Here is a 24,213-nt window from a genome sequence, read left to right as displayed (position 1 = left end):
TCAGCTCACCAATCCGGTCATGACGCCGACGGGTACGGCGAGGAAGCCCGCCGTCAGCACCAGTGCGAGGCCGTTCGCGACGGTCTTGAGGGCGCGGTCACGGGAGCGGCTGCCGGCGCCCAGCGTCTGTGCGGCGCTCCAGAAGCCGTGCCGGATATGCAGGCCGAGGGCGAGCATCGCGACGATGTAGATGGTGTCGCCGTACCAGGTCGAGAAGGTGTCGATGACGTTCTGGTACGGGTGTCCGGGCTGGAATCCGTCCGGGTGCACGGTGCCGGTCGTCAGGTCGAGGATGTGCCAGACGATGAAGAGGCCGAGGATGATCCCGCCCCAGCGCATGGTGCGCGTGGCATAGCTCGCGCGCCGCTTCTTGTGGACGTAACCGCTGGGCCGCGCCCTGATGTCGCGACGGCTGAGCTGGTAGGCGGCGGTGGCGTGCGCGACGACGGCCACCACGAGGACGACGCGGATGATCCACAGCGCCCACTCGTAGTGCAGAAAGGGCTCGCCGAGGGTCCGCAGCCAGTGCGCGTAGTGGTTGAACTCCCCCGGCCCGAAGAAGATCTTCAGGTTGCCGAGCATATGGACGACCAGGTACATCAGCATGATCAGGCCGCTGACGGCCATCACGGTCTTCTTGCCCACGGACGAGTCCCACACGGTGCGCGTCAAGGACGGTTTTCGGTCCGTCCGCGTTGCCAGTGCCATGCCACGCACGCTAGGGCCGAAGAGGGCGATCGGTCCAAGACATGGTCCGGCTCGTTTCCATAGGTGTGGACTATCGTGGCTGGTGTGCAGTTCCAACAGCTTCAGTACTTCGTGGCCGTCGCCGAGACCCGGCACTTCACCCGGGCCGCCGACCTGGTCCATGTCGCGCAGCCCTCGCTCTCCCAGCAGATCAAGTCGCTGGAGCGCGAGCTGGGGGCGGATCTGTTCCTGCGGGCGCGGGGCAACATCACGCTCACGGACGCCGGCGAGGCGCTCCTCCCGCTGGCCCGCCGCATCCTCGCCGACGCGGACACCGCCCGGCAGGAGGTGCAGGAGCTGGCCCAGCTGCGCAGCGGCCGGGTCCGTCTCGGCGCGACCCCGAGCCTGTGCACGGGCCTGCTCCCGGACGTGCTGCGCGCCTTCCACGACCGCTATCCGGGCATCCGGCTGCTGATCGAGGAAGGGGGTTCCCACGATCTCGTACGGGAACTCGCGCGCGGCGCCCTCGACCTCGCCCTGGTCGTGCTGCCGCTGCCCACGCCGTCCCCGGCGCTGACCACGGTGGAGCTGCTGCGCGAGGACCTGGTGGTGGTGTCGTCACCGGCCGCGGCCGCGCCCGGGTGGGGCCGCAGCACCGTGCGCGTCGCCGACCTGGAGGGCGAGCGCCTGGTGATGTTCCGGCACGGCTACGACCTGCGCGAGCTGACAGTCGCGGCCTGCCGCGCCGAGGGCTTCGAGCCCGACTTCGCCGTCGAGGGCGGCGAGATGGACGCGGTCCTGGGCTTCGTCCGGGCGGGGCTCGGCGTGGCCGTCGTTCCCCGCATGGTCGCCACCCGTTCCGGGCGCGGACTGCGGGTGACTCCGCTGGCCCGGCCCGGACTGCACCGCACGATCGCGCTGGCGCACCGCAGCGATGTGGCTCCGCCTCGGGCGGCGCGCGAACTCCAGCGGATGCTGCTGGAGCGGTGACGCTCCGCTGGAAGCCGGGGCCCCGGTAGCGCCGTACCTCTCGGCGCCGTCCGGGTCCGCAGGTTGTTCGTGGCTGGGCGCGCAGTTCCCCGCGCCCCTTGCGTGGCCGGGGGCGCGGGGTGCGGGATCAGCTCGTCGCGTCGACCAGTGCCAGATCGTGGAGTCGGTCCGGCGGGCCCGGGCGGGCGTAGTACCAGCCCTGAGCCGTGTCACAGCCCAGTATCCGCAGCTGTTCGGCCTGGGCGCCGGTTTCCACGCCCTCGACCGTGACCGCGAGGTCGAGGCTGTGGGCCAGCGTGACGATGCCCTCGACGATCTTCAGGTCGGTCGGGTCCGCCGGGAACTGCTGCATGCTCTGGGTGAAGGACCGGTCCAGCTTGAGGACGCTGACCGGCAGACGGCGCAGGTTGGCGAGGTTGGAGTAGCCCGTGCCGAAGTCGTCGAGGGCGATGTCGACGCCCATCTCGGCCAGCCGGCGCAGCGGCTTGAGGAGATCGTCGTCCGCGCCGATCAGCGCGGACTCGGTGACCTCCAGGCACAGCCCGTCCGGGTCGAGCCCGGACCGCTCCAGGATGTCGACCGTGTCCTGGACCAGCCCAGGGTGGGTCAGCTGGCACGGCGACAGGTTGACGTTGATGCGCAACGAGCCCGCGTCGGCGTGCCGTTCCTGCCAGAGGCTGGCCTGCCGGACCGACTGCTCCAGGACCCAGCGGCCGAGCGGCACGATCAGCCCGGTGTGCTCGGCGAGCGGGATGAACTGGTCGGGGCCCAGGACGCCGTGCTGCGGGTGCAGCCAGCGGACCAGCGCCTCGGCGCCCCGCACACTGCCGTCACCGAGGTGGACCAGGGGCTGGTACTCGATGAAGAACTCGCCCCGCTCCAGAGCTGCCGGGAGCGCCGTGGTGAGCCCGTGCCGCGTGATCGCGCGGGCGTCGGCCTCGGGGTCGGCGAGCTCGAAACGGTTGCCGCCCGCGGACTTGGCCCGGTACATGGTGATGTCCGCGCTGCGCAGCACCTCCGCGGGGCCGCGCTCGCCGGCGGGACCCTCGACGACGCCGATGCTGCCGCGCACCGTCAGATCACGCCCGTCGATGCTGATCGGGGTGACCAGCGCGTTCATGATGCGCCCGGCGAGTTCGTCGACCTCGCGCTCGGTGTCGGTTCCGGTGGTCAGCGCCACGAACTCGTCGCCGCCGAGCCGGGCGACCATCTCGCCGGAGGCCGTCGCGCAGGACTGGAGGCGGTCGGCGACCTCGACGAGCAGCCGGTCGCCGGCGGCGTGCCCGAGGCTGTCGTTGATGGTCTTGAAACCGTCGAGGTCGAGATAGCAGAGCCCGAAGCGCTGGCCGTCGCCCGCGGACAGCGCCTTCTCCAGGCGCTCGAAGAACAGGGTCCGGTTGGGCAGCCCGGTGAGCGCGTCGTGGGTGGCCTCGTAGCGCAGCCGCAGATTCAGCAGCCGCCGCTCGGTGGTGTCCTCCATGAGCGCGAGCTGGTACTGCGGTGCGCCGTCCGCGTCACGCAGCAGGGAGACCGTCAGGTTGGTCCACAGGGCCGTGCCGTCGGGGCGGTAGAAGGCTTTTTCGACGTGGTAGTGCTCGCGCTCGCCACGGACCAACTCCTCGTACAGCGGCCACACTTGCGGAGCGTCGTCGGGATGCGTCCACTCCTGGACCCGTCGGCCGCGCATCGACTGCTCGGAGCCGCCGAACATGCGCAGCAGTGCTCCGTTGACCTGGAGGATGTTGCCTTCGAGGTCGGCGATGCCGATCCCTATGGCCGCGCCCTCGAACACCGCGCGGAAACGGGCCTCGCTCGCGTGCAGCGCCTCAGCCACCAGGCTGCGGGCGTTCAGCGCGGCCCGGGAGATGGCTTCCTGCTCGGCCAGCGTCCGCTCCCGCAGCGCCTGCGCGAACCCGGCGGCCATGGCGTGCTGCAACCGCGCCGAGCGGGTCCGCAGCGCCTCCTGGGGCCCGTCCTCGCCGCAGTAGAGCACCAGATAGGCGTCGACGCAGTCGAGGGCCCGGCTGAGCGCCTCCGGGTCGGTGCAGTGCGCGTCGATGAGCGCGGCGCCGACCGCCTGGCCCTCGGCGGCCTCGAAGGTCCTGGCCAGCAGCGCGTCGCTCAACCGTCGGGCGAGCGGCAGCAGTTGGACCTCGAACTCGAGCCTGGTCAGCGACGTCGAGGTGACCGGGAAGACCGCCCGGCTCCAGATCGTCGCGAATCTGCGGAGTCTGTCCTCCGGCCCGTCCGGTTCGGCGGTCACGCTGTGCGTCCCACGCCGGCGAACCCGGAGAAGGAGAACGCATCCTCGTCCTCCGGTGCCGTGTCGGGCCGCCACTTCGGCATCGGCACCAGTCCCGGTTCCACCATGTCGTACCCCTCGAAGAACCGCGCGACGTCCTCGCGCGAGCGCATGATCAGCGGGTTGCGGATGTTCTTGTACACGTCGACCGTGCCCTCGGCCTGTTCCTGGGGAAGTGGGATTCCCTCGTACGAGGCGTGTGTGACGACGAGCAGGCTGCCCGGCGCGAGCGCGTCGCGCAGCTCGGCCACCGCTCCGTACGGGTCGTCCGCGTCCTCCACGAAGTGCAGTATGGCAACGAGCAGGAGGGCGACCGGCCGGTTCAGGTCGATCAGCCGCTGAACCTGGGAACTCGCCAGGATCTCCCGGGGCTTGAGCAGATCGGCGGCGAGGACGTCCGCGTTCTCGTTGCCCTCCAGGACGGCCTGGCTGTGCGCGACGGCCACCGGGTCGTTGTCGACGTACACGACGTGCGCGCCGGGTCTGGACTCCTGAGCGATCTCATGGACATTGCCGAAGGTCGGGATGCCGGAACCGATGTCGAGGAACTGGGTGATGCCCTCGCCGGTGGCGAAACGCACCGCGCGGCGCATGAACGCACGGTTCGCCTGCATGATCTTGGGCAGTCCCGGCATGAACCCCATCGCCTTGCGGGCCGCCTCCCGGTCGACCTCGAAGTTGTGCGAACCGCCAAGGTAGTAGTCGTATATGCGGGACACGCTCGGCACTGAGATGTCAATGCTCCGAGGGGCCCAGGCGGGACGCTCCATCTATCTCTCCAAGGCGTAGACGACGGCGTAGGCGATCCGGTGTTCGAGCTGAGGCTACTGATCGCCTGCCAAAGGAGCGAGCCAAAACGGAAATTGACCGTCCGTTCTCGGTCGCTGCCTCCGGCAAGTGCCCAATTGGCGCCCTGTGAACAGCCTTCGAACACACCGCCCGCCGTAACCGGGAAATCGCTCCGAAGCATTCCAAATAGGCCCCGGGGAGTTACGAAGAGTCGCCGGGGATTACCCCACCCGGACACGCCAAGTGGCCCGCTCCCTCCGTGCGGTACGGAGGGAGCGGACCTGGGTCGCGCGCGCTTTTTCTTCTCTTCCGGCACTCCAGCCTGTCTGTGTCCACTCCCTTCCACGTTTCACGGGTGCCCGGTTGAGGCGATCGAACCCTGGGGAGGTGATCTACTGCTTCGGCGCGCCGACCAGCTTTCCTGCGGGCGACACGGCGTACCAAGTGCCGCCTACGCCCTGTCCGTTGGTGTCTCCGGGAGCCTCGTCACCGGAGAAGGTGTAGATGGGCCAGCAGTCGAGGGCCATCTGCTTGGCGCCGTCCGACCGGGTGAAGGGCATCAGGCCGTCCGAGTCGATGTCGAGACCCTTGATGTCGGCCTCCTCGACCGGCGCGACCGCCGGCCACTTCTCCAGGCAGGCGCCGGTGCACGCCGAGATCGAGTCGGGCCATGCCGTGTCCTTGGTGAAGCGGTAGACCGTCAGGCCGTTCTTGTCGACGACGATCTCGCCGAGCTTGGCGTCCTTACGGGTAGACAGGCCGGGCAGGTCGGCCAGGGTCGCCTTCTTGCCGGTGGGCGCCGACGCGAACCAGGTTCCGCCGACGGCCTGGCCGAGGGTGTCACCCGCCTTCGTGTCCTTCGCGTACCGGTACATCGGCCAGCCGCCCACGGTCAGCTGCTTGCTGCCGTCGGGCCGGGTGACCTCGCCGAGAAGCGCCGCGTCCACACCGGTGGCGGCAGTGGCACCGTCCGCCGGAACCGGCGGCCAAGCGGTGGCGCAGTCGCCCTCACAGGTCGACTTCGGCGGCTCGGCGGTGTCCTTGTCGAAGCGGTAGAGGGTGAGCCCGGCACTGTCGGTGAGGACCTCGCCGAGCGTCGCGTTCTTCGCAATGGTGAGCGCACCCGCGGACTTCGCCTGGGTGGCGGCTGCGCCGACTCCCGCCGGGCTCGGGCTGGACAGTCCGTAGTCGCCCGCGGCCGCGGTGGCGCCAACGTTCTGGCCCACGGTCGACTGGGTGCCCTGTTCCTGACCGCACGCCGTCGTGAGCGCCAGCATGGCCGCAGCTGTCGCTACGAGCGAGGCGCTCCGCCAGGAGGTCTTCATTTGGTAACTCCCGCTGTTGGCATAGATGTTGCGGCGCCCTGCAGCGCCGCGCATGGCCATAGGTACGGGCGGGAGTGGCGGGAATGTTCAACCACCCCTCAAATTTCTTTCCGAACCCTGTGCCCCGGCGGCCCCGCACCACGAGATCGCACGCCCGTTCCCCTCCGCCGGCGTTCACCGCTCGGCCCGTCAAACCGCCCGGACCCGGACATCCTCCATTCGGGGTAACCCTTCTCAGCCAGCTCCTGCGCGGCCCAGATACGACCGATGATCGCCGTCGTGCATGGACCCAAGCGGACTTGGTCCGCCCTCGTCATACGGGCAACGGCGCTGCTGACGCTCGCCTGGATGCTCATCGGAACCGCGGGGAGCCCGGCGGTCGCCGACTCCTGCGCCTACGCCTCCGTCGGCCCCGACGGCACCGGAGCGGTGGCGGTCGCCGGCAACAACACCTGCCCGACCCCGACACCTCCCCCGCCGTGCCCGACACCCACCCCAACTCCCACCCCGACCCCGACGCCAACCCCCGAACCCCCGCCACCTCCCAAGCCACCACCCCCCAAACCGACACCGACACCGACGCCTGTGCCAACGCCCACACCGGTGCCCGAACCGCCCCCACCACCACCGCCGCCACCCCCACCGCCTCCTCCCGCGCCGGCCCCACGGCCTGTCGCACCGAAGCCGGTACCTGCACCCACGCCCCCGCCCCCGCCGACACCGACACCGACACCAACACCCACTCCGAGCGCCCGCCCCAAGCCCTCGCCGACCCCGGTGAGTTATCCGGCGTACCACGCCCAGACGCGGCGGCAACCGCCCCGCGGCGGACCGTCCCTGGTCTCACTCACCCTGCTGATCACCGCGCCCGCGGTGCTCGCCGTCGCGGCGCTGCGCCCGCGCTGATTTCTGGAGGCATCTTTGTCGGAATGGCTTGTTCTCGCCCTCGCGATGGGCGCGGCATGCGTCGTCGTCCTCATCGTGACCCTCGTACGCCATCGCACGGTCCGCGAGGACGAGGATCCGTCCGAGACCCCCGACGTCATCGAGTACATGACGATGATGATCGGCGTGGTCTACGCCATCGTCCTCGGCCTGGCGATCGCGGGTGTCTGGGAGGGCCGTGGTGTGGCCCAGGACCATGTGCAGGCGGAGGCCCAGGCCCTGCACGAGATCTCGGAGAGGGTCCGCGTCTACCCGCCCGACGTGCGTGACCACATCCGCAGCGACGTCGACTCGTATGTCGGCTATGTGGTCGACACCGAGTGGAAGACCATGGCGGACCAGGGCCGGGTGACCGTGAAGGGCGGCCGGCTCTTCGACCGCATCCGTGCGGACGTCACCGACTACGAGCCGAAGACCGACTTCGAGGCCCAGGCGTACCAGCCCCTCGTCGACCAGGTCACCATGGCCGGCGCCGCACGGAATTCCCGCGCCGACTCGACGGGGGCGACCATGCCGGGCGTGGTGTGGTTCGGACTGATCAGCGGCGGTGTGGTCACCGTGGGGATGGTCTTCGCGCTGCAGATCCGGCGTACGGTGCGCGAGCTGATCCTCGCCGGGCTGTTCTCCTCGCTGATCGCCTTCCTGCTCTTCCTGATCTGGGACTTCGACGCGCCCTACAGCAGGGGCATCACAGCCTCGGCCGAACCGTTCGCCGCGCTGTTCCCGAACCTTCCCGGTTGACGGACCCTCAACAAGGGCTCCGGGACCGGATCAGCGGGCAGAGGGACGGACGCCACGCCGCGTCCGTCCCCCTGCCGCACGCACCGCGTCCCCTGTGCGGCCCACACTGTTGCCCCATTCGCGCGACAGCGATCGCGCGCAGGCCCGGCCTTTCCTAGCGTTCGATCATCGAGGTGCATTTCTGGCGCAAGCGGAAAAGGTCCGCAGCAAGGCTCCTCGGGGACCTGGAGGCTCACCATGCGCGCGATACGCGTCGCTTCGGCCGCACTGCTGGGCGTCACCGCCCTGACCTTCACCGCACCCGCCGCCTTCGCGGGCGACGAGAACAACAACATCACCCCGTTCGGCTTCAGCGTGCAGCCCTCGACCATCGCCGCCGGCGGCCAGGTCTCACTGCTGCTGAAGAGAGACGGGGGGTGCCGGGGACGCGCCACGGTCACCTCGGGTGTCTTCGACACCGTCACCATCCAGCAGGGTCAGTCCTCGGCCACGGCCACGGTCGACTGGGACGCCAAACCGGGTGCCGTGTACGAGGTCACGTTCACATGTGACGGCGTGAGCGGTCACACCGACCTCACCATCGCCACCGGCCGTTCCGGCGACTCGACCCATAACCCCGTCCCGGTGCAACGGGGCGTCAGGGCCGGTGTCGGCGGCACTGTCGGCGGCTTCGACATGAAGGAGATCGGCCTGGGAACCGCCCTCATCGCGGGTTCCGTCGGCGCGGCTTGGTACATGTCGCGCCGACGCACCTCGGCCGACGACTCCTGACGGCACGGCAGAGCACAGCCCTTCGCCCCGGACCCTTTCGAGAGGGTCCGGGGCGAAGGGCTGTCACGTGCGGTTTCCGAAAGCGGAGACCTGTTTCCGAGAAGGAGACCCGGTCAGATCCTCTTCTCCGACCTGCGCCGCATCCAGAACACCCCACCACCGACCGCGGCAGCGGCCACGAGCCCGCCGCCGATCGCCATGTCGGTGGGCGTGGCACCGCTGGAGCTGCTGCCGCCGAGACCACCGCGGACACCCCCGATGACGGTGAAGGCCGCGGGACGGGTCAGGGTGCCCGTCCCGGTGCAGTTGACCGAGATGTCGTACGAGCCGGGGCGTGCGTTCCGGTCGATGGTCGCCGTTCCGCTCGACGTCTCGTTGCTGCCGGTGATGCGGGAGAGGGTCGCCTGCCGGAACGCGGGCGAGGTCATGGTGCCCCCGGTGGGGCACCCGTCGACGGTCACGGTGAGCTGGCCGCCGCTGGCGATGACGCTGGGCATGGCGACGATGTTGCTCGGGTTGTTCCACGCCGCGGCCATCGGAGCGGCGAGCCCCACCGCGGCGACCGCGGCGGCACTGACCGCCAGGGCACGAGTAGTACGCATGTGATCCTCCGCGGAAGACGCCCCGGGAACCGTCCCCGGTCGATCGGCGAGAAAGCGCCTCCCAGACAGACCCTCAGATGCCTTGCACAGAGCCGCATTTCGAGAATGGTCCGTCCTGGTGAGAAGACACGCCGAGAGAATTCCACACAATCGGATATTGCCGCAGGTCACGGACCGTCAGAAAATTCCTGGCCACGGCAACTCGGATGGCTCACGAAGTGCCTGCTCCACCACCCGTTCGCCTTTGCCCCGTCGCCCGCCGGGCCTGCAGCACTTAGCGTTCTCATATGCGCGACGGACGCGGCGACGGCCGCGTCGAGAGGGGATTGCAAATGTCTGCGTCCGAGCTGGTCGAAGAGGAGGAGCAGCGGCAGAAGAAGCGCGCCCCGTGGGGCGTGATAGCGCTTGTTCTGCTGACCGGCCTCGCTCTGATTCGCAATGGTTCCGGTGAGTTCGACGTGGGCCCGCCGCAGCCCGCTTCGGCGGCGGCTGCTGACAGCAACCGCTCCCCGGGCGGCACCTTCTCGAATCTGCCGGCCCCACTGCCGTACTCCGTGGTCGACCGGGTCAGGATCCCGTCGATCCGGGTCGACGCGCCGGTCATGCCGGTGGGCCTGGACCTGGACGGGTGGGTCGACGCGCCGCCGCCCGACGACCCGAACCTCGCGGGCTGGTTCACCGGCGCGGTCTCGCCCGGCGAGAAGGGCACGGCCGTGATCGACGGCCATGTGGACAACATGCGCGGACCCGCCGTTTTCTACGGGCTCGGGGCGCTCAAAAAGGGAAACCGTATCGAGGTGCAGCGCAAGGACGGGAAGACCGCCGTATTCGAGATCTACGGCATCGAGGTCTTCGAGAAGAGCAACTTCCCCGGTGACCGCGTGTACGGCAGCAAGGAAGCCCCCGAATTGCGGGTCATCACCTGCGGGGGCGGTTTCTCCAAGCAGCACGGCTACGACGGAAACGTCGTGGTGTTCGCCCGCCTGGCCGAGGTTCGCTGAGCGTTCCCCGGCCGGGCGGGCGAAAGCCCGTGGAGAGGTGGAGGTGGCCTAGGCGTACTGCCGGCGCGGCACGGTGATGTGGTAGCCGGAATCCAGCAGTTGCGGCAGATAGTCGCGCAGCGCCCGGACGCTCTGCGAGCGGTCGCCGCCCGCGTCGTGCGAGAGCACCACGACGCCCGGGGCGGCACCGTCCTCGACCCGGCCGACGATGGTGCGGGTGCCCGGGGACGTCCAGTCGAGGGTGTCGACCGTCCAGGCCAGCGGCTCCATTCCCAGGTCGGCGCCGAGTTGGAAGGCCGCGCGGTTCCAGGCTCCGTAAGGCGCGCGGAACCAGGTGGGCGGTTCACCGTAGGCGTCGTCGATGACCTCGCAGGTGCGCTCCATCTCGGAGTGGATCGCCGAGCGGGAGAGCTTGGTCAGCAGCGGATGGGACCAGGTGTGGTTGCCGACGGTGTGTCCGTCGTCGGCCATCTCGCGCAGCAGGTCCTTGTTGTCGAGGGCCATCTCGCCGCACACGAAGAACATCGCCCGCACGTCGTAGTCGCGCAGGGTGCTGAGGATGTCCGGGGTGTAGCGCGGATCGGGGCCGTCGTCGAAGGTCAGCACCATGCTGCGGCCGCGCCCGGACATGCGCAGGAACGGCTCGTGGCGGACGAGGGTCCGGCCGGCCTTGGCGCGCGGCGGGCCGTATCCGGTCATGGGCTGGAGCCGGTAGGCGGAGGGCTTGAGGGCACGGCGTGCCTGCGGGCCCGCGGCGGCCGGGGCGGTGCGTACCGGTAGCGAGGCCGGTTCGGCGGTGAGGACGTGGGCCGTGCCCGCCGCACCGGCCGCGCCCAGGACGGCGGCACCGGCGATCAACGCCCGGCGCCGGGTAAGCAGCTGATCCTTTTTCATGACTCATCAGTCACCCAGTTGAGGGGTGCCGCAGTTCAGCAACACCGGTGCGGGCCCACGAAAGCACCCGCCTGGACCATTTCGGCGGCGGCGCACCAACAGCACCATTAATTCGGGTTCGCCCTGGCCAGGTGTGCCCGCGCGCTTCACGGACCTGGGGGTTCCGATAGCCTCACAGCCGTGACGGAACAGCAGCCCTCGCAGAGGTTCGAACGGGGCACGGACGGTCCCAAGGTCATCGTCGTCGGAGTGGACGGCTCCGACTCCTCGCTGCGCGCGGCGTCGTACGCGGGAGGCCTGGCCCGACGGCAGCACGCGCTGCTCGCCGTCGTCTATGTCCAGCCCGTGATGGCGGCGGGCGCGGCGCTCGGGGTGCCTGTCGCCGACACGACCGACGAGATCGCCGAGGATCTCGTCGCGCAGATCCGGTACGCCGCGGAGCAGGTCAAGGGCATATTCGATGTGCGCTGGGAGTTCCACACCTTCCGCGGTGACCCGTACAACGGCCTGGTGAGCGCGTCGGACCAGCTCAAGGCGGACGCCGTGGTGGTGGGCGCCTCCGAGCAGGCGGGGCACCGGATCGTCGGGTCCGTGGCCATCCGGCTGGTCAAGGCGGGCCGCTGGCCGGTCACTGTCGTGCCGTAACAGCAGCACGTCGACAGCGGCCGGTCTCTCCCGTCTGGCCTGTCTCCGCCCGCGAGCCCCCTTCGTCCGGACGAGAGTCCGGGAGCGCGGGTGCCGGCAGCGGGCAGCACCTCGACGCCCCGATGAACCGCTCATCGCACCGTTCACCGACTGCTTCGACCGCCCACCGCACAACCCTGTGCCGACCCTGTCCTCACGGAGCGGCACAAGCTGGCATACACGCCATGACCGCCGGAACCACCACCATCACCCGCGGAACAACCGCCGAGCACGAACTGGCCGAACTCCAGCGCGAGCACGGTCGGCCCCTCTTCGCGCTGCTCCTGCGGCTCTCCGACGGCGACCGGCAGCGCGCCGAGGACCTGGTGCAGGAGACCTTCGTACGGGCCTGGCAGAACCCCGAGGCGTTGCGTGCCGACGCCTTCGACTCCGTGCGTCCCTGGTTGCTCACCGTCGCCAGGCGGCTGGCGATCGACGCGCGGCGGGCCCGCCAGGCGCGGCCCGCCGAGGTCGGGGACGCGGTGCTGGAAAGTGCGCGCGTCTGTGCCGATCACGCCGAAAGGTCCGCGGCGATGCTCGATGTGCGGGAGGCTGTGAAGACTCTCACTCCCGAGCACCGTGAAGTCCTGGTGCAGGTGTACTTCCAGGGGGCGAGTGTGGCGGAGGCCGCCGCGGCGCTCGGAATTCCGCCCGGTACGGTGAAGTCCCGCGCCTACTACGCGCTCCGCGCCCTGCGCCGGGTACTTCCGGGATACGCGGCCGACCTGCGGTGAAACCAAAGGCCGAGTCAAACCTCGGTAAAGCGCCTGCCGAGGACCATGGTTGAGCCATCTGCTGTCTTCATCCGTGTTCCGTCTGGGGCCCGGGGTCGGGCTACGCGCACGCACCGGAGGAAGGCAGGAAGGGATGCTGCACAGAGGTCAAGAGAGCACGGACGGCACCGGAGGCGGCGAACTCACCGTCCCCATGGCGTGGTTGTACGCCGAGTACATCGCTGACGAACTGCTGCGGACCGGCGACCTGATGCCGCCCACATCCTTCGAGTTCCGCGCGGGGCGGGACGCCCTGGCGCTGACCATCTTCCTGTCCGACGCCGGCGGTGAGCTCTCCGGCATCAGAGTCATCACTCAGCTGGAGACCTGGCTTTCGCTGACGGCGTACGACCAGCCGTGGCGGGACTGGGTGCGCGAGCGCATGGCGCGGCTCGCGGCACGGGCCGTCGACTCGGGCGCACCGGACCCGGATCTGGAGCTGGCCTCGGCGGCCTGGCGCTGGCTGGAGGAGACCGAACTGCTCGCCCCCGACCTGGACGCCGTGCCTGGTGGCGGGCCTGTCCCGGGCGAGGACGACGGTCCGAAGGTATGGACGCCGGCCTGGCGACTGGGCCTGCCGCTGGGGCATCTGGCGATCCATCTCTTCTGACCATCCATCCCGCTCGCCAAACTTTCCTGTGCCCGCACCAATCCGCGGGCCCGCTCGCTCCGAACGTCCTGGTCGCCATTCCGAACGAGTCTTGAGTGATTCGGCGGTCTGGTGCGTACCGGTGGGCAACAGCAACACCACTCCCACCCCGCACCATCACCCCCATCGCCACGAGGATTCGGTAATCGGTATGAGGTCCCTGGAACGGCATCGCGACGTCGGCGCATACGCGCTCGGCGTGCTGAACGAGGCGGATGCCTTCCGCTTCGAGGATCACCTCATGGAGTGCCCTCAGTGCGCCGCCCATGTGAGTGAATTCCGGCCCGCGGCACGGCAGTTGATGCTGTACCGGCGTGCCACCCCGCGCTCGGTGCACCCCTTCGCCGCCCCCGGGCCGCGGCTTCTGGACCGGTTGCTCGGCGAGGTGGCGAACCGTCACAAGGCGGGCCGCCGAAGGTGGTTGTACGCAGTGGCCGCCTCCGTGGTCTTCGCGGCGGGCGGGCCCGCGATCGCGATCGCCACCGCGGACGGCACCCCGACCGCGCAGATCGCCGCGACGGACGCGGAGACCGGTGTGTGGGCCCAGGTCACGTCCGAGGACCGGGTCTGGGGCAGCGAGGTCGATGTGTTGGTCAAGGACTCGGCGGGACCGCGCCCCTGTCAGCTCATCGCGGTCGGCAAGGACGGTTCGGAACAGACGGTGACGAGCTGGATGGGGCAGGGGGAGACCGGCCAGACCACCAGCATGCAGGGCGGCGCCGCGCTGCAGTCCAAGGAGATCAGCCGGTTCGAGGTGCGCACGACGGACGGCGAGCACCTGGTGACGCTCGATGCGGCCACCGGAAGCTGACGTCGTCGGGACCGGCCGGTTCGGGGCTACTTCAGGAGCCTTGACATCCGGCGGTCCGCGAGCGGCTTCCCGCCGGTCTGGCAGGTCGGGCAGTACTGCAGCGAGGAGTCGCTGAAGGACACCTCGCGGATCGTGTCGCCGCACACCGGACACGGCTCTCCCGTTCTGCCGTGCACCCGCAGTCCGCTCTTCTTCTCCTTCTTCAGGCGCCCGGCGGCCACCCCGTGGGAGCGCTCCACGGCTTCGGCGAGCGTGGAGCGCAGCGCCTTGTACAGCCGGCCGGTCTCCTCGGCGTTCAGCGTGGCGGCGAGCTTGAAGGGTGACATCTTGGCGGCGTGCAGGATCTCGTCGCTGTACGCGTTCCCCACGCCCGCGATCAGGCTCTGGTCGCGCAGCGCGCCCTTCAACTGGCGTCGCTCACCGGTCAGCAGCCCGGCGAAACGCACCTCGTCGAAGTCGTCGGCGAGCGGGTCGGGGCCGAGGCGGGCGACGCCGGGGATGTCGGCCGGGTCCCGTACGACGTACACGGCGAGCTTCTTCTGGGTGCCGGCCTCGGTGAGGTCGAAGCCCTCGCCGGTCTCCAGGGCGACCCGCAGCGCGAGAGGGCCCTTGCCGGGGCGGGGCGGCCCGTCCGGCAGGGTGTCCTTCCAGTGCAGCCAGCCCGCGCGGGCCAGATGCGTCACGAAGTGCAGCCCGTCGGCCTCGATGTCGAGGAACTTGCCGTGCCGGTGCACGGCGGTGACCTCGCGGCCCTCGAAGGCGCTGACGGGAGGGTCGTACGTCTTCAGGACGCTGATGGCGACGGGCAGCACGCGCACGACCTCGCGGCCGACGAGATGGTCGGCCAGGAAGTCCTTCAGCGCTTCGACCTCGGGCAGTTCCGGCATACGTCCAGGGTGCCACCCGGCACCGACTTCACGACGTGAACCGTTGGTCAGTCCGGTTCCGGAACGGGTCAGTCCCGTTCTGAAACCGGTCGGTCCCGCTCCGGAACGGTGAACTCGCACCACACGCACTTGCCGCCGCCGCGGGCCTCCACGCCCCAGACGTCGGTCAGCCGGTCGACGAGGAGGAGGCCGCGGCCCGAGACGCCGGACTCACCGGCCTCCCGGCGGCGCGGCAGGGCGCTGGAGGAGTCCTCGACCTCGACGCGCAGTCGGCGGTCGGTGCCCGTCCGGACGCGCAGAGTGACGATCGCCGGGCCCTCGGTGTGCATCAGAGCGTTGGTGATCAGCTCGTCGGCGACCAGCTCGATCTCGTCGGCACGTTCGGCCGCGCCCCAGGAGGTGACGGCGGCCCGGATCATGTGCCGGGCCTCGGCCAGCGCCTCCGGGTCCCCTGCCGCGACATGCTGCTGAACGCGCCCGCCGGTCTGCTGAGCGGTGAGGGTGCGGCGGCGCAGGAGCAGCAGCGCGACATCGTCGTCGCCGCCGCGGTCCTCGGCCACCTCGATGAGCCGGTCCGCGAGGTCGTGGACGTCGTCCGGGCCGGTGCGGATGAGCTCCTGAAGGGTGCTCATGCCTTCGTCGAGGTCGATGCCCGGCTGCTCGACCAGGCCGTCGGTGTACATCAGCAGGGTCTGCCCGGGATCCAGCTCGAAGGTGCCGACCGGGTACTCCAGCCGCCCGAACTCGGCGGACAGGCCGAGCGGCAGGCCTCCTGCCACGGGCAGGCGGTAGCAGGTGCCGTCGGTGCGCCGGACCAGTGGGTCGATATGGCCGGCCCGGACGAGCTGGACGACACCGGTGGACAGGTCGGCCTCCGCGTACAGGCAGGTGGCGAAGCGATGGGTGTCGAGTTCCTTCAGGAAGACCGAGGCGCGGGCCATCACGGTGGCCGGGGTGTGGCCCTCGGCGGCGTACGCGCGCAGCACGATGCGGAGCTGGCCCATGACGGCGGCGGCGTGCGTGTCGTGGCCCTGGACGTCACCGATGACCGCGCCGACGCGACCACCGGGCAGCGGGATCACGTCGTACCAGTCGCCACCGATGTCCCTGCCGAGGGAGGCGGAGCGGTAGCGGACGGCGATGTCGGCGCCGGGCACGCCGGGGATGGAGCGCGGCAGCATGGCCTGCTGGAGGCCCTGGGCGAGGTCCTTCTCCTGCTCGTAGAACATGGCCCGCTGGAGGCTCTGCGCGATGCTGCTGCCGAGCGCCAGGAGGACGTTGCGGTCCTCCTCGGAGAAGCCGTGCCGGTCGTCGTAGAGCAGGCCGATGGCGCCGATGGGTCTGGCCTGCACGATGAGCGGCAGATATGCGGCCGAGGTGATCTTCAGATCGATGATGTGCGGCCACAGGAGGGGGTACGCCTCGGCGAACTCCTCCGGCGACTCGATGAAGTGGGGTACGAGGGTCCGTACGACCTCGTTCATCGGGTACTGCGCGTCCATGCGCGTGATGCGGGTGCCCGGCACGTAACTGTCCTCGGGGCCCGCGGCGACCATGTTGATGCGGCCAGCCTCCACCAGGCCCATGACCAGGCTCGTCGCCCCGAGGTGGGTGATGCCGTGGGTGTCGTCCAGCACGTCGATGACGTCCTGGACGGTGCGGGCGTGGGCCAGCGCGGCCGTGGTGATCTGCACGACGCTCGTCTGCTGGCGGCGGAACTGGTCCTGGGCGGCCTGCTCACGGCGCGCCGCGCGCTCACTCAGCTCCTGTGTGGCGTCCCGGACGATGCCGATGATCCTGCGTGGTCTGCCGGTCTCGTCGCGGCGGATGTAGCCCTGGGTGTGGGTCCAGCGCAGGGCGCCCGCCCGGGTGCGGATGCGGAAGTAGACGCCGTAGTTCTCGCTGCCGTCCTTGAGCGCCTGGGAGACCAGGGTGTCCAGGCGTATGCCTTCGGCTGGAGGCACCCGCATGGAGAGGGTCATCGGGTTCCCGTCGAACTCCTCGGGCAGCACGTCGAAGACCTCGTGGGCCTGGGCATCCATCTGGAGCAGACCGGTGTCCAGGTCCCAGTCGAAGCTGCCCATGCGGTTGAGCGCCAGGATCGGATCCGGGTGGGCGGGCCAGTCGTCCGGGAGTGACAGGGCGCTCGCTCCCCGATCAACCATGTGGCCACTTTGCCAGGATTTGCCGGATTATTCGACCGCGACCTACGAGGGCCTGGCTCCGGGCTCCCGGCCGTGCGGACGCTCAGGCGGAGGACATGTCGGTCGCGGCGTCGAAGACGCTGATGGAGGTGGTCGGGTCGTCCGGGATCAGCCCGCCGCCGTCCGGCGGATCGGGGCTTTCCGGGACGGTGTCGGGGCCGGCCTCATCGCTCTCTGACGTCTCGTCCGGCGGGGCGGAGGGCTCGTCGGGGGTGACGGGTTCCTCCGGCGAGGTGAGGTCTTCGCTGGTCGAGGGGGCCTCGGGGGTGGCCAGGTCGGGCGCGGTCGTGTCCGACTCGGTTCCCGTCTCCGGCGAGGTGGTCCGGTCCGTGGGGGTGAGGGTGGTTCTGGGATCCGTCGTGGACGGGGCGGTGACGGTGGCCGTGGCGCAGTCTGCGGGGTCGCCCTGAGCGCTCCCGGTCTCGCCTGGAGCCGCCGTCGCGGTCGGTGTCACGCCGTCGGACGCCGGCTCGTCGGGCCGGGTGCCCTCCTCCCTCGGGTGACCGTCCGAGGACGAGTCCTCGGGCTCCGGGGACCGGGTCCAGTCGTCCGGCCGCGGTACGGCGTGGTCGTGGCGGCCGTCGTCACCGATCGGTCGCTCGATCCAGGTGTTGTTGACGATGCTGATGATCGTGATGTTGGTGATGACCGTGGGCGCCGGTTTCACGACGACGACGTCGGCGGTGCGGTACCCGGACCAGGCCTGTCCGTGGGTGCCCCTGGACCGCCCGGACTCGTCAGGCGGCTTCAGCGGGTTTCCGCAGGCGCAGCGAACGCGCGGGACCCCTCGGTTGTCGACCAGCACGGCGGTACCGGACTGGAGGACCGACTGACGGCCGGTCGCTCCCTCGGTGTTGAACCCGTGGTTCGTGACCCGGGTGTCCGCCCGCAGCACGACCGAGGTCAGACCCCGCAGATAGCTCGGGAGGGAGGCCTGGGAGACGCCGGTGACCTGTGCGAAGGCGCGAGCCTTGGTCCGGTCCGCGGTGAGCAGGGCGATCTGCCGTTCGACATCGCAACTGCCGACGGAGTGGACGCCGCCGTAGAGGCCGGGCGTGGAGCCCGAGAGAGAGCGTGCGGAGTCGCTGCCGGTCGGGGCCCGTTGCTGCGTTCGGGTGACGGGGGACGGGGCCGGGCGGGAATCGGCGGTGGACTCCGTGAAGGGAGCGTCGCCCCGAGCCGCGACCGGCTCCAGGAACAGCTCACCGCCGGATCCGCCGGACGCCTGGTCCTTGTCCCCGTCGCCGCCGCACCCCCCGACGAGGAACGCCGCCGAGAGCGCGCAGGCCGTGACGAGGGTTCTGGTGGGTGTGCGCACCGCGTCCTCCCGTCGATGCCGGGCAGTTCGTCCACCATTGTCTGCGTCACCCACTTGGGTCACGCAAGCGGAGGCGGTCACCCGGCGTCACACTGGGAGGGAGAGGAGCGCACCCGTCGTGGAGTGGTTCGTCGCACCCGAGTACTGGCTGAGCCGACTGGTCTTCCAGCGGGCGCTCGCCGTGCTGTACCTCGTCGCGTTCGCCGGCGCGGCGCTGCAGTTCCGCGCGCTGATCGGGGAGCGCGGGATGCTGCCGGTCCCCCGCTTCGTGGCCCGGACGCCGTTCCGCCGTGCGCCCAGCGTGTTCCAACTGCGCTTCTCGGACCGCTTCTTCGCGCTCTGGTGCTGGACCGGCTGTGTGGTGTCGATGGCACTGATCGCGGGCCTGGACTCGCAACTGCCGCTCTGGGGTGGCATGTTGCTGTGGCTCGTCCCGTGGCTGCTGTACCTGTCCATCGTCAACGTCGGTCAGACCTGGTACGCGTTCGGCTGGGAGTCGCTGCTCCTGGAGGTGGGCTTCCTCGCCGTCTTCCTCGGCAACAACGAGGTGGACCCGCCTATCGTCGTGCTCTTCCTGCTGCGCTGGGTGCTGTTCCGCGTCGAGTTCGGCGCCGGGCTGATCAAGATGCGGGGCGACGAGTGCTGGCGGAAGCTGACCTGCCTCGACCACCACCACGAGACCCAGCCGATGCCGGGCCCGCTGAGCTGGTTCTTCCACCACCTCCCCAAGCCGTTCCACCGGGTCGAGGTGGCCGCCAACCACGTAACCCAACTAGCCTTGCCCGTACTGCTGTTCACCCCGCAGCCGATCGCCACGGCCGCCGCCTCGCTGATGATCCTCACCCAGCTCTGGCTGATCCTGTCCGGCAACTTCGCCTGGCTGAACTGGATCACGATCGTGCTGGCCCTGTCGGCGGTCGAGTTCCCCACCACCGCACCGAAGGTGTCCGGGACGCCTCTCTGGTACGAGGTCGTGGTCCTCGCGGTGGCCGCGTCGCTGCTGGCGCTCAGCTACCGCCCGGTCCGCAACATGCTCTCCCGGCGCCAGGTCATGAACCGCTCCTTCGACCCGCTCCATCTGGTCAACACCTACGGAGCGTTCGGCAGTGTCAGCCGAGTACGCCATGAGGTGATCGTCGAGGGTACGGCGGACGAGCTGCCGCGGAGGGACTCGGACTGGCGGGAGTACGAGTTCAGGGGCAAGCCGGGCGATCCGCGCCGCTGGCCGCGCCAGTTCGCGCCGTACCATCTGCGGCTCGACTGGATGATGTGGTTCGCGGCACTCTCCCCCGCGTACGCGGACGCCTGGTTCGCCGGTCTCGTGGAACGGCTGCTGGAGAACGACCGGGACACTCTACGGCTGCTGCGCCACTCCCCGTTCCCCGCCGACTCGCCGCCCCGCTATGTCCGCGCGAGCCTCTACCGTTACCGCTACACGACCTGGCGCGAGCTGCGCGCGTCGGGCGCGTGCTGGCACCGGACGTACGTGCGGGAGTTCCTGCCGCCGACCCGGCTCCGTTCGGCGGCTCAGAGGCGGTAGACGCGGGTGGCGGTGTCCGTGAAGAGCTGCTCACGCTCGTCGGCGCTGAGACCTGCGGTCAGCTCCTGTGCGGTGTCGGCCACTTGGCTGTAGGTCGCGGCCAGGATGCACACCGGCCAGTCGGAGCCGAACATCAGACGGTGGGGTCCGAAGGTGTCCAGGACGGTGTCCGCGTACGGGCGCAGGTCGTCGGCCGTCCACTTCGCGGGGTCCGCCTCCGTCACCATCCCGGAGAGCTTGCACACCGTGTTGGGCCGGGCAGCGAGGGCGCGGACGTCGGATGCCCAGGGTTCGAGCTCGCCGGCGGCGATGGGCGGCTTGCCCACGTGGTCGAGTACGAAGGTGAGTTCGGGCAGCAGTGCCGCCACCTCGGCGCAGGAGGGCAGCTGGTGGGGCTGGACGATCAGGTCGTAGACGAGCCCCGCCTCCGCGACGGCGGCAAGTCCCCGCCGTACGTCGGGACGCAGCAGCCACTCGGGGTCGGGCTCCCCCTGGACCTGATGGCGGATGCCCTTGAGATACCGGCCGCCCGGCAGCTCCCGCAGCCGTGCGAGCTCGTCGGCGACACCGGGGGCGGTCAGGTCGGTCCAGCCGACCACTCCCCCGATCAACTCGCTCTTTGCCGCCAGGGCGAGGAACTCCGGGGTCTCCGCCGCCACCGTGATCGTCTGTACGAGAACCGTGCGGTCGACCCCGGCGGCCCGTGCTTCCGGTTCGAGGTCCGCGATGGTGAAGTTCCGGCGCAGAGGCTGGAGTTCGGGTCCCGTGATCCAGTCCTGGTCCCGTACGGAGAGGTCCCAGACATGGTGGTGGGCGTCGACGGTCATGGCAGCTCCCATACGACGGGCAGAGCTGCCTCCGCGCCCTCGTCCGAGTAGTTGTGTACGACGTCGAGGAGTTGCGTCATTCTCGCCTGCCAGGCGATGTTGACGGGCAGCTTCTCCAGTTCGGCGAGCATCTTGCCGTAGTCCTCGCACTCCACGAGGTGGAAGAGGTCGGTGCCGCTGCGCCAGATGGTCCATGAGGTGGCCCCTGCGGCGCGGATCGCCTTGGTCAGTTCGGCCGGGACCTTGAGATGGGCGGCTTCGTACTCGGCGATGCGGTCCGCGCGGACCTTGGTGTGCAGCGCGACTCTCATGACGGCTCCTGTACGGGTACGGGGGCATCGGAGGGCAGCAGGTTCTCGGCGCGCAGTTCCTGCCAGAAGGCCGCGGGTACCGGGGTCGCGAACTGCACGACGCAGTCACGGACTTCGTGCGGTGAGCGGGCGCCGACCAGGACGCTCGCCACCGTCGGGTGGGCGGCGGGGAAGGCCAGGGCGGCGGCGCGCAGGGTCGTGCCGTGGCGCTCGGCGATCGCCTTCAGGCGCAGGGCGCGGTCCAGCAACTCTGCGGGCGCGGCGGCGTAGTTGTACGTCGCTCCGGGCTTCGGGTCCGCCAGCAGGCCCGAGTTGAAGGCGCCGCCGATGACGACGGACGTGCCGCGCTCCTCGGCGGCGGGCAGCAGGTCGGTGAGCGCGCGGTGGTCGAGCAGGGTGTATCGGCCGGCACACAGGACAACGTCGACGTCCGTGTCGCGCACGAAGCGGGTCAGCATCTCGGTCTGGTTCATACCGACGCCGATCGCGCCCACCACACCTTCCGCGCGCAGCTTCTCCAGAGCGGGGTAGGCCTCGCGGAAGGCCTGCTCGGCGTGGTCGTCGGGGTCGTGGAGGTAGACGGCGTCCACGTGGTCGAGGCCGAGCCGTTCGAGGCTGGCGTCCAGGCTCCGCCGTACGCCGTCCGCGCTGAAGTCCCAGACGCGATGGTGGGTGGCGGGCACCGCGAACCCGCTGTCCAGGTCGTCGCCGACGGGATCCCCGTCCGTGGGCTCCAGGCGGCGGCCCACCTTGGTGGAGACGGTGTACGCGGCGCGCGGCCGGTCGCGCAGGGCGGCGCCGAGGCGTCGCTCGCCGAGGCCGATGCCGTAGTGCGGGGCCGTGTCGAAGTAGCGGATGCCGCCCGCCCAGGCGGCGTCCACGGCCTCGTACGCCTGCTCGTCGCTCACGGCGGTGAAGAGGTTGCCGATGGCGGCGGCGCCGAAGGCCAGGGGGCTGACCTCGACGCCGCTCTTCCCGAGCGCAGTCACTGGCCCGCCGGGCGCAGCCGCAGACCCTGCATTCCGCCGTCGACGGCCAGTGACGTGCCGGTGGTGGAGCCGGACAGGGGGCTCGCCAAGTAGGCGATGGCGCCCGCGACTTCGGCTGCCGAGACGAGGCGGCCGGAGGGCTGGCGGGCCTCCAGGGCGGCGCGTTCGGCGGCGGGATCGGGGGCAGCGTCGAGAAGGCGGCTGACCCACGGGGTGTCCGCCGTGCCGGGGTTGACGCAGTTGACGCGGACGCCTTCGCGGAGGTGGTCGGCGGCCATCGCGAGGGTGAGGGAGAGGACGGCGCCCTTGGTGGCGGAGTACAGGGCGCGCTGCGGGAGTCCGGCGGTGGCGGCGATGGAGCAGGTGTTCACGATCGCCGCGTGCGCGGAGGAACGCAGGTGGGGCAGGGCCGCGCGGGTCGTACGGACGATGCCGACGACGTTGACGTCCAGGACCCGGTGCCACTGCTCGTCGTCGTTGTCCTCGACGGTGCCCGCGGCGCCGATGCCCGCGTTGTTGATCAGAATGTCGAGTCCGCCGAGCTCCGCGACGGCGGCGGCCACGGCCTCACGTACGGAGGCGTCGATGGAGACGTCGGCGCGGTAGCCGAGGAGCGGCTTCTCGACGGACGACGGGTCCAGGTCGAGGACGGCGACCTGGGCGCCACGGTCGGCGAGAAGGTCGGCGGCGGCCCGGCCGATGCCGGAGGCGCCGCCCGTGACCAGTGCCTTGAGTCCTTCGAAGTCGGTCATGCCGCTGCTCCCTTCGGGTCGGTGAGTGACTGCTCGGCGAGGTCGGCGGCCCAGAAGGTGCCGTCGGGGAAGGTGAACTCCGCGATGGACTCGGGCCGCATGGTGGCCGAGAAGCCGGGTGCGACGGGTGCCGCGTAGTGACCCTCGCGTATCACCACCGGGTCGAGGAAGTGGCCGTGCAGATGGTCGACGTACTCGATGACCCGGTCCTCGGTGGTGCCGGAGAGGGCCACGAAGTCGAACATCGAGAGGTGCTGGACGAGTTCGCACAGACCGACGCCGCCCGCGTGCGGGCAGACAGGCACGCCGAACTTGGCGGCGAGCAGCAGGATGGCGAGGTTCTCGTTGACGCCGCCGACACGGGCCGCGTCGATCTGGAGGATGTCGATCGCGCCGGCCTGGAGGAGCTGCTTGAAGATGATGCGGTTCTGGACATGCTCGCCGGTGGCGACCTTGACCGGTGCGACGGCCTTGCGGATCGCGGCGTGGCCGAGGACGTCGTCGGGGCTGGTGGGCTCCTCGATCCAGTAGGGCCCGAACTCGGCGAGCGCCCCGGTCCAGGCGATGGCCTCGTCCACGTTCCAGCGCTGGTTGGCGTCGACCGCGATGCGGATGTCCGGGCCGACCACGGAGCGGGCGACGCGGCAGCGGCGGATGTCGTCCGCCAGGTCCGCGCCGACCTTCAGCTTGATCTGGGTGAAGCCGTCGGCGACGGCCTGGGCGGCGAGGCGGGTGAGCTTCTCGTCGCTGTAGCCGAGCCAGCCGGGTGAGGTGGTGTAGGCGGGGAAGCCGCGCTCGACGAGCCGGGCCTGTCGGTCCTTGGCGCCTTGTCTGCCGCGCCGCAGCAGGTCGAGCGCCTCGTCAGGGGTGAGCGCGTCCGTGATGTAGCGGAAGTCGACCTGCCCCACCAGCCACTCGGGTTCGGCGTCGGCGAGCAGCTGCCACAGCGGCTTGCCCGCGCGCTTGGCCACCAGATCCCATACGGCGTTGACCACGGCGCCGATCGCCATGTGCATCACGCCCTTCTCGGGACCGAGCCAGCGCAGCTGGCTGTCGCCGATCAGGTCACGGCCCAGGGAGCCCGGGTCGGCGCACAGCTCGTCGACGGACCGTCCGACCACATGCCCGCGCAGCGCCTCGATCGCGGCGACCTGGACATCGTTGCCCCGCCCGATGGTGAAGGTGAAACCGTGCCCCTCGATGCCGTCGGCCGCGTCGGTGCGCAGGACGACGTACGCCGCCGAGTAGTCGGGGTCCGGGTTCATCGCGTCGGAGCCGTCCAGCTCGCGCGAGGTGGGGAAGCGGATGTCGTAGGTGTCGACCGCGGTGACGCGGGCGGGGATCGGGGACACGGAAGGCCTTTCGATCGGTGACAGGGGATCCTCGGTGACCGTGGGGGCGGGGTGACCAAGTGGAGTGGG

Annotated in this window: 24 protein-coding genes; 10 read left to right on the top strand and 14 right to left on the bottom strand. The window is 70.2% G+C overall.

The genetic code is table 11. From position 1 onward, the window contains the following. Positions 1-672, bottom strand: a complete 672-nt coding sequence (locus tag ACFVKT_RS02760; RefSeq protein WP_385728108.1) for a succinate dehydrogenase — start codon at positions 670-672, stop codon at positions 1-3. Positions 673-792: 120 nt separating this feature from the next. Here ACFVKT_RS02760 and ACFVKT_RS02755 point away from each other — a divergent pair, with 120 nt between their 5' ends. Beyond that, positions 793-1,677, top strand: a complete 885-nt coding sequence (locus ACFVKT_RS02755; RefSeq protein WP_385726815.1) for a LysR family transcriptional regulator — start codon at positions 793-795, stop codon at positions 1,675-1,677. Positions 1,678-1,804: 127 nt separating this feature from the next. Here the strand turns inward: ACFVKT_RS02755 and ACFVKT_RS02750 are convergent, their stop codons facing one another. The 3 genes from ACFVKT_RS02750 to ACFVKT_RS02740 form a co-directional block, all read right to left on the bottom strand. After that, positions 1,805-3,940, bottom strand: a complete 2,136-nt coding sequence (locus tag ACFVKT_RS02750) for a putative bifunctional diguanylate cyclase/phosphodiesterase (protein WP_385726813.1) — start codon at positions 3,938-3,940, stop codon at positions 1,805-1,807. Further along, the gene (locus tag ACFVKT_RS02745) at positions 3,937-4,749 is read right to left on the bottom strand and encodes an SAM-dependent methyltransferase (RefSeq protein ID WP_385726811.1); all 813 of its coding nucleotides are present in this window, start codon (positions 4,747-4,749) and stop codon (positions 3,937-3,939) included. The genes ACFVKT_RS02750 and ACFVKT_RS02745 overlap by 4 nt, the downstream gene beginning before the upstream one ends. Positions 4,750-5,160: 411 nt before the next feature. Next, entirely contained in the window at positions 5,161-6,093 is a 933-nt protein-coding gene (locus ACFVKT_RS02740) for an SCO0930 family lipoprotein (RefSeq protein ID WP_385726809.1), read from the bottom strand. 777 nt (positions 6,094-6,870) lie between these two features. Here ACFVKT_RS02740 and ACFVKT_RS02735 point away from each other — a divergent pair. The 3 genes from ACFVKT_RS02735 to ACFVKT_RS02725 all read left to right on the top strand — a co-directional run bounded on the left by ACFVKT_RS02735 (position 6,871) and on the right by ACFVKT_RS02725 (position 8,550). After that, complete coding sequence (locus ACFVKT_RS02735) at positions 6,871-6,999, top strand: hypothetical protein (RefSeq protein ID WP_385726807.1); 129 nt, start codon at positions 6,871-6,873, stop codon at positions 6,997-6,999. A 15-nt stretch (positions 7,000-7,014) separates the two neighbouring features. Next, positions 7,015-7,779, top strand: a complete 765-nt coding sequence (locus tag ACFVKT_RS02730) for a hypothetical protein (protein ID WP_385726805.1) — start codon at positions 7,015-7,017, stop codon at positions 7,777-7,779. Between the two features lie 237 nt (positions 7,780-8,016). Beyond that, a complete protein-coding gene (locus ACFVKT_RS02725) occupies positions 8,017-8,550 on the top strand; it encodes a hypothetical protein (RefSeq protein ID WP_385726803.1) in 534 nt (177 codons plus the stop codon). A 113-nt stretch (positions 8,551-8,663) separates the two neighbouring features. On the opposite strand, the gene ACFVKT_RS02720 is transcribed toward ACFVKT_RS02725, so the two are convergent. Then, the gene (locus ACFVKT_RS02720) at positions 8,664-9,152 is read right to left on the bottom strand and encodes a hypothetical protein (RefSeq protein WP_385726801.1); all 489 of its coding nucleotides are present in this window, start codon (positions 9,150-9,152) and stop codon (positions 8,664-8,666) included. 332 nt (positions 9,153-9,484) lie between these two features. On the opposite strand from ACFVKT_RS02720, the gene ACFVKT_RS02715 reads away from it, so the two are divergent. After that, complete coding sequence (locus tag ACFVKT_RS02715) at positions 9,485-10,153, top strand: class F sortase (RefSeq protein ID WP_385726799.1); 669 nt, start codon at positions 9,485-9,487, stop codon at positions 10,151-10,153. A 48-nt stretch (positions 10,154-10,201) separates the two neighbouring features. Here the strand turns inward: ACFVKT_RS02715 and ACFVKT_RS02710 are convergent, their stop codons facing one another. After that, a complete protein-coding gene (locus ACFVKT_RS02710; RefSeq protein ID WP_385726797.1) occupies positions 10,202-11,047 on the bottom strand; it encodes a polysaccharide deacetylase family protein in 846 nt (281 codons plus the stop codon). A gap of 180 nt (positions 11,048-11,227) precedes the next feature. On the opposite strand from ACFVKT_RS02710, the gene ACFVKT_RS02705 reads away from it, so the two are divergent. The 4 genes from ACFVKT_RS02705 to ACFVKT_RS02690 all read left to right on the top strand — a co-directional run bounded on the left by ACFVKT_RS02705 (position 11,228) and on the right by ACFVKT_RS02690 (position 13,964). Further along, a complete protein-coding gene (locus ACFVKT_RS02705) occupies positions 11,228-11,692 on the top strand; it encodes a universal stress protein (protein WP_385726795.1) in 465 nt (154 codons plus the stop codon). 224 nt (positions 11,693-11,916) lie between these two features. Then, positions 11,917-12,465 (top strand): sigma-70 family RNA polymerase sigma factor, encoded by a 549-nt coding sequence (locus ACFVKT_RS02700; protein WP_385726794.1) that lies wholly within the window; start codon positions 11,917-11,919, stop codon positions 12,463-12,465. A gap of 133 nt (positions 12,466-12,598) precedes the next feature. Beyond that, complete coding sequence (locus tag ACFVKT_RS02695) at positions 12,599-13,114, top strand: hypothetical protein (RefSeq protein ID WP_385726792.1); 516 nt, start codon at positions 12,599-12,601, stop codon at positions 13,112-13,114. Between the two features lie 190 nt (positions 13,115-13,304). Beyond that, on the top strand, positions 13,305-13,964 hold the full coding sequence (locus tag ACFVKT_RS02690) for an anti-sigma factor family protein (protein ID WP_385726790.1): 660 nt from the start codon (positions 13,305-13,307) through the stop codon (positions 13,962-13,964). A 26-nt stretch (positions 13,965-13,990) separates the two neighbouring features. Here ACFVKT_RS02690 and ACFVKT_RS02685 read toward each other — a convergent pair whose 3' ends face one another. The 3 genes from ACFVKT_RS02685 to ACFVKT_RS02675 all read right to left on the bottom strand — a co-directional run bounded on the left by ACFVKT_RS02685 (position 13,991) and on the right by ACFVKT_RS02675 (position 18,373). Then, positions 13,991-14,851, bottom strand: coding sequence for an Fpg/Nei family DNA glycosylase (locus tag ACFVKT_RS02685; RefSeq protein WP_385726789.1), 861 nt, complete (start codon positions 14,849-14,851; stop codon positions 13,991-13,993). 68 nt (positions 14,852-14,919) lie between these two features. Further along, positions 14,920-17,016, bottom strand: coding sequence for a SpoIIE family protein phosphatase (locus ACFVKT_RS02680; RefSeq protein WP_385726787.1), 2,097 nt, complete (start codon positions 17,014-17,016; stop codon positions 14,920-14,922). 82 nt (positions 17,017-17,098) lie between these two features. Continuing rightward, complete coding sequence (locus tag ACFVKT_RS02675; RefSeq protein ID WP_385726785.1) at positions 17,099-18,373, bottom strand: DUF6777 domain-containing protein; 1,275 nt, start codon at positions 18,371-18,373, stop codon at positions 17,099-17,101. Between the two features lie 118 nt (positions 18,374-18,491). Here ACFVKT_RS02675 and ACFVKT_RS02670 point away from each other — a divergent pair, with 118 nt between their 5' ends. Then, positions 18,492-19,913 carry a lipase maturation factor family protein gene (locus tag ACFVKT_RS02670; protein WP_385726783.1) on the top strand — a complete coding sequence of 474 codons (1,422 nt, stop codon included), beginning with the start codon at positions 18,492-18,494 and terminating at the stop codon, positions 19,911-19,913. Here the strand turns inward: ACFVKT_RS02670 and ACFVKT_RS02665 are convergent. From ACFVKT_RS02665 to ACFVKT_RS02645, 5 genes are read right to left on the bottom strand one after another with little or no spacing between them, the layout of a single operon-like run. Beyond that, entirely contained in the window at positions 19,901-20,740 is an 840-nt protein-coding gene (locus ACFVKT_RS02665; protein ID WP_385726782.1) for an amidohydrolase family protein, read from the bottom strand. The genes ACFVKT_RS02670 and ACFVKT_RS02665 overlap by 13 nt on opposite strands. After that, positions 20,737-21,051: an L-rhamnose mutarotase gene (locus ACFVKT_RS02660; RefSeq protein WP_385726780.1), complete on the bottom strand. Its 315-nt coding sequence runs from the start codon at positions 21,049-21,051 to the stop codon at positions 20,737-20,739. The genes ACFVKT_RS02665 and ACFVKT_RS02660 overlap by 4 nt, the downstream gene beginning before the upstream one ends. After that, a complete protein-coding gene (locus ACFVKT_RS02655; RefSeq protein ID WP_385726778.1) occupies positions 21,048-22,040 on the bottom strand; it encodes an aldo/keto reductase in 993 nt (330 codons plus the stop codon). The genes ACFVKT_RS02660 and ACFVKT_RS02655 overlap by 4 nt, the downstream gene beginning before the upstream one ends. Continuing rightward, complete coding sequence (locus ACFVKT_RS02650; RefSeq protein ID WP_385726776.1) at positions 22,037-22,792, bottom strand: SDR family NAD(P)-dependent oxidoreductase; 756 nt, start codon at positions 22,790-22,792, stop codon at positions 22,037-22,039. The genes ACFVKT_RS02655 and ACFVKT_RS02650 overlap by 4 nt, the downstream gene beginning before the upstream one ends. Continuing rightward, the gene (locus ACFVKT_RS02645) at positions 22,789-24,144 is read right to left on the bottom strand and encodes an L-fuconate dehydratase (protein ID WP_385726774.1); all 1,356 of its coding nucleotides are present in this window, start codon (positions 24,142-24,144) and stop codon (positions 22,789-22,791) included. The genes ACFVKT_RS02650 and ACFVKT_RS02645 overlap by 4 nt, the downstream gene beginning before the upstream one ends. Between the last annotated feature and the right edge of the window lie 69 nt (positions 24,145-24,213).

The sequence above is a fragment of the Streptomyces sp. NPDC127595 genome (assembly GCF_042671685.1).
In the GTDB taxonomy this organism is placed as follows: Bacteria; Actinomycetota; Actinomycetes; order Streptomycetales; family Streptomycetaceae; genus Streptomyces.
Note: the sequence above shows the minus strand (reverse complement) of the source record. Positions and strands in the feature narration are given on the sequence as shown.

What these genes read in the sequence shown, in the direction of transcription:
- ACFVKT_RS02745 (WP_385726811.1), bottom strand. Translation starts at nt 4,749, where the DNA reads ATGGAGCGTCCCGCCTGGGCCCCTCGGAGCATTGACATCTCAGTGCCG.
- ACFVKT_RS02740 (WP_385726809.1), bottom strand. Translation starts at nt 6,093, where the DNA reads ATGAAGACCTCCTGGCGGAGCGCCTCGCTCGTAGCGACAGCTGCGGCC.
- ACFVKT_RS02725 (WP_385726803.1), top strand. Translation starts at nt 8,017, where the DNA reads ATGCGCGCGATACGCGTCGCTTCGGCCGCACTGCTGGGCGTCACCGCC.
- ACFVKT_RS02720 (WP_385726801.1), bottom strand. Translation starts at nt 9,152, where the DNA reads ATGCGTACTACTCGTGCCCTGGCGGTCAGTGCCGCCGCGGTCGCCGCG.
- ACFVKT_RS02715 (WP_385726799.1), top strand. Translation starts at nt 9,485, where the DNA reads ATGTCTGCGTCCGAGCTGGTCGAAGAGGAGGAGCAGCGGCAGAAGAAG.
- ACFVKT_RS02710 (WP_385726797.1), bottom strand. Translation starts at nt 11,047, where the DNA reads ATGAAAAAGGATCAGCTGCTTACCCGGCGCCGGGCGTTGATCGCCGGT.
- ACFVKT_RS02700 (WP_385726794.1), top strand. Translation starts at nt 11,917, where the DNA reads ATGACCGCCGGAACCACCACCATCACCCGCGGAACAACCGCCGAGCAC.
- ACFVKT_RS02695 (WP_385726792.1), top strand. Translation starts at nt 12,599, where the DNA reads ATGCTGCACAGAGGTCAAGAGAGCACGGACGGCACCGGAGGCGGCGAA.
- ACFVKT_RS02690 (WP_385726790.1), top strand. Translation starts at nt 13,305, where the DNA reads ATGAGGTCCCTGGAACGGCATCGCGACGTCGGCGCATACGCGCTCGGC.
- ACFVKT_RS02685 (WP_385726789.1), bottom strand. Translation starts at nt 14,851, where the DNA reads ATGCCGGAACTGCCCGAGGTCGAAGCGCTGAAGGACTTCCTGGCCGAC.
- ACFVKT_RS02680 (WP_385726787.1), bottom strand. Translation starts at nt 17,016, where the DNA reads ATGGTTGATCGGGGAGCGAGCGCCCTGTCACTCCCGGACGACTGGCCC.
- ACFVKT_RS02665 (WP_385726782.1), bottom strand. Translation starts at nt 20,740, where the DNA reads ATGACCGTCGACGCCCACCACCATGTCTGGGACCTCTCCGTACGGGAC.
- ACFVKT_RS02660 (WP_385726780.1), bottom strand. Translation starts at nt 21,051, where the DNA reads ATGAGAGTCGCGCTGCACACCAAGGTCCGCGCGGACCGCATCGCCGAG.
- ACFVKT_RS02650 (WP_385726776.1), bottom strand. Translation starts at nt 22,792, where the DNA reads ATGACCGACTTCGAAGGACTCAAGGCACTGGTCACGGGCGGCGCCTCC.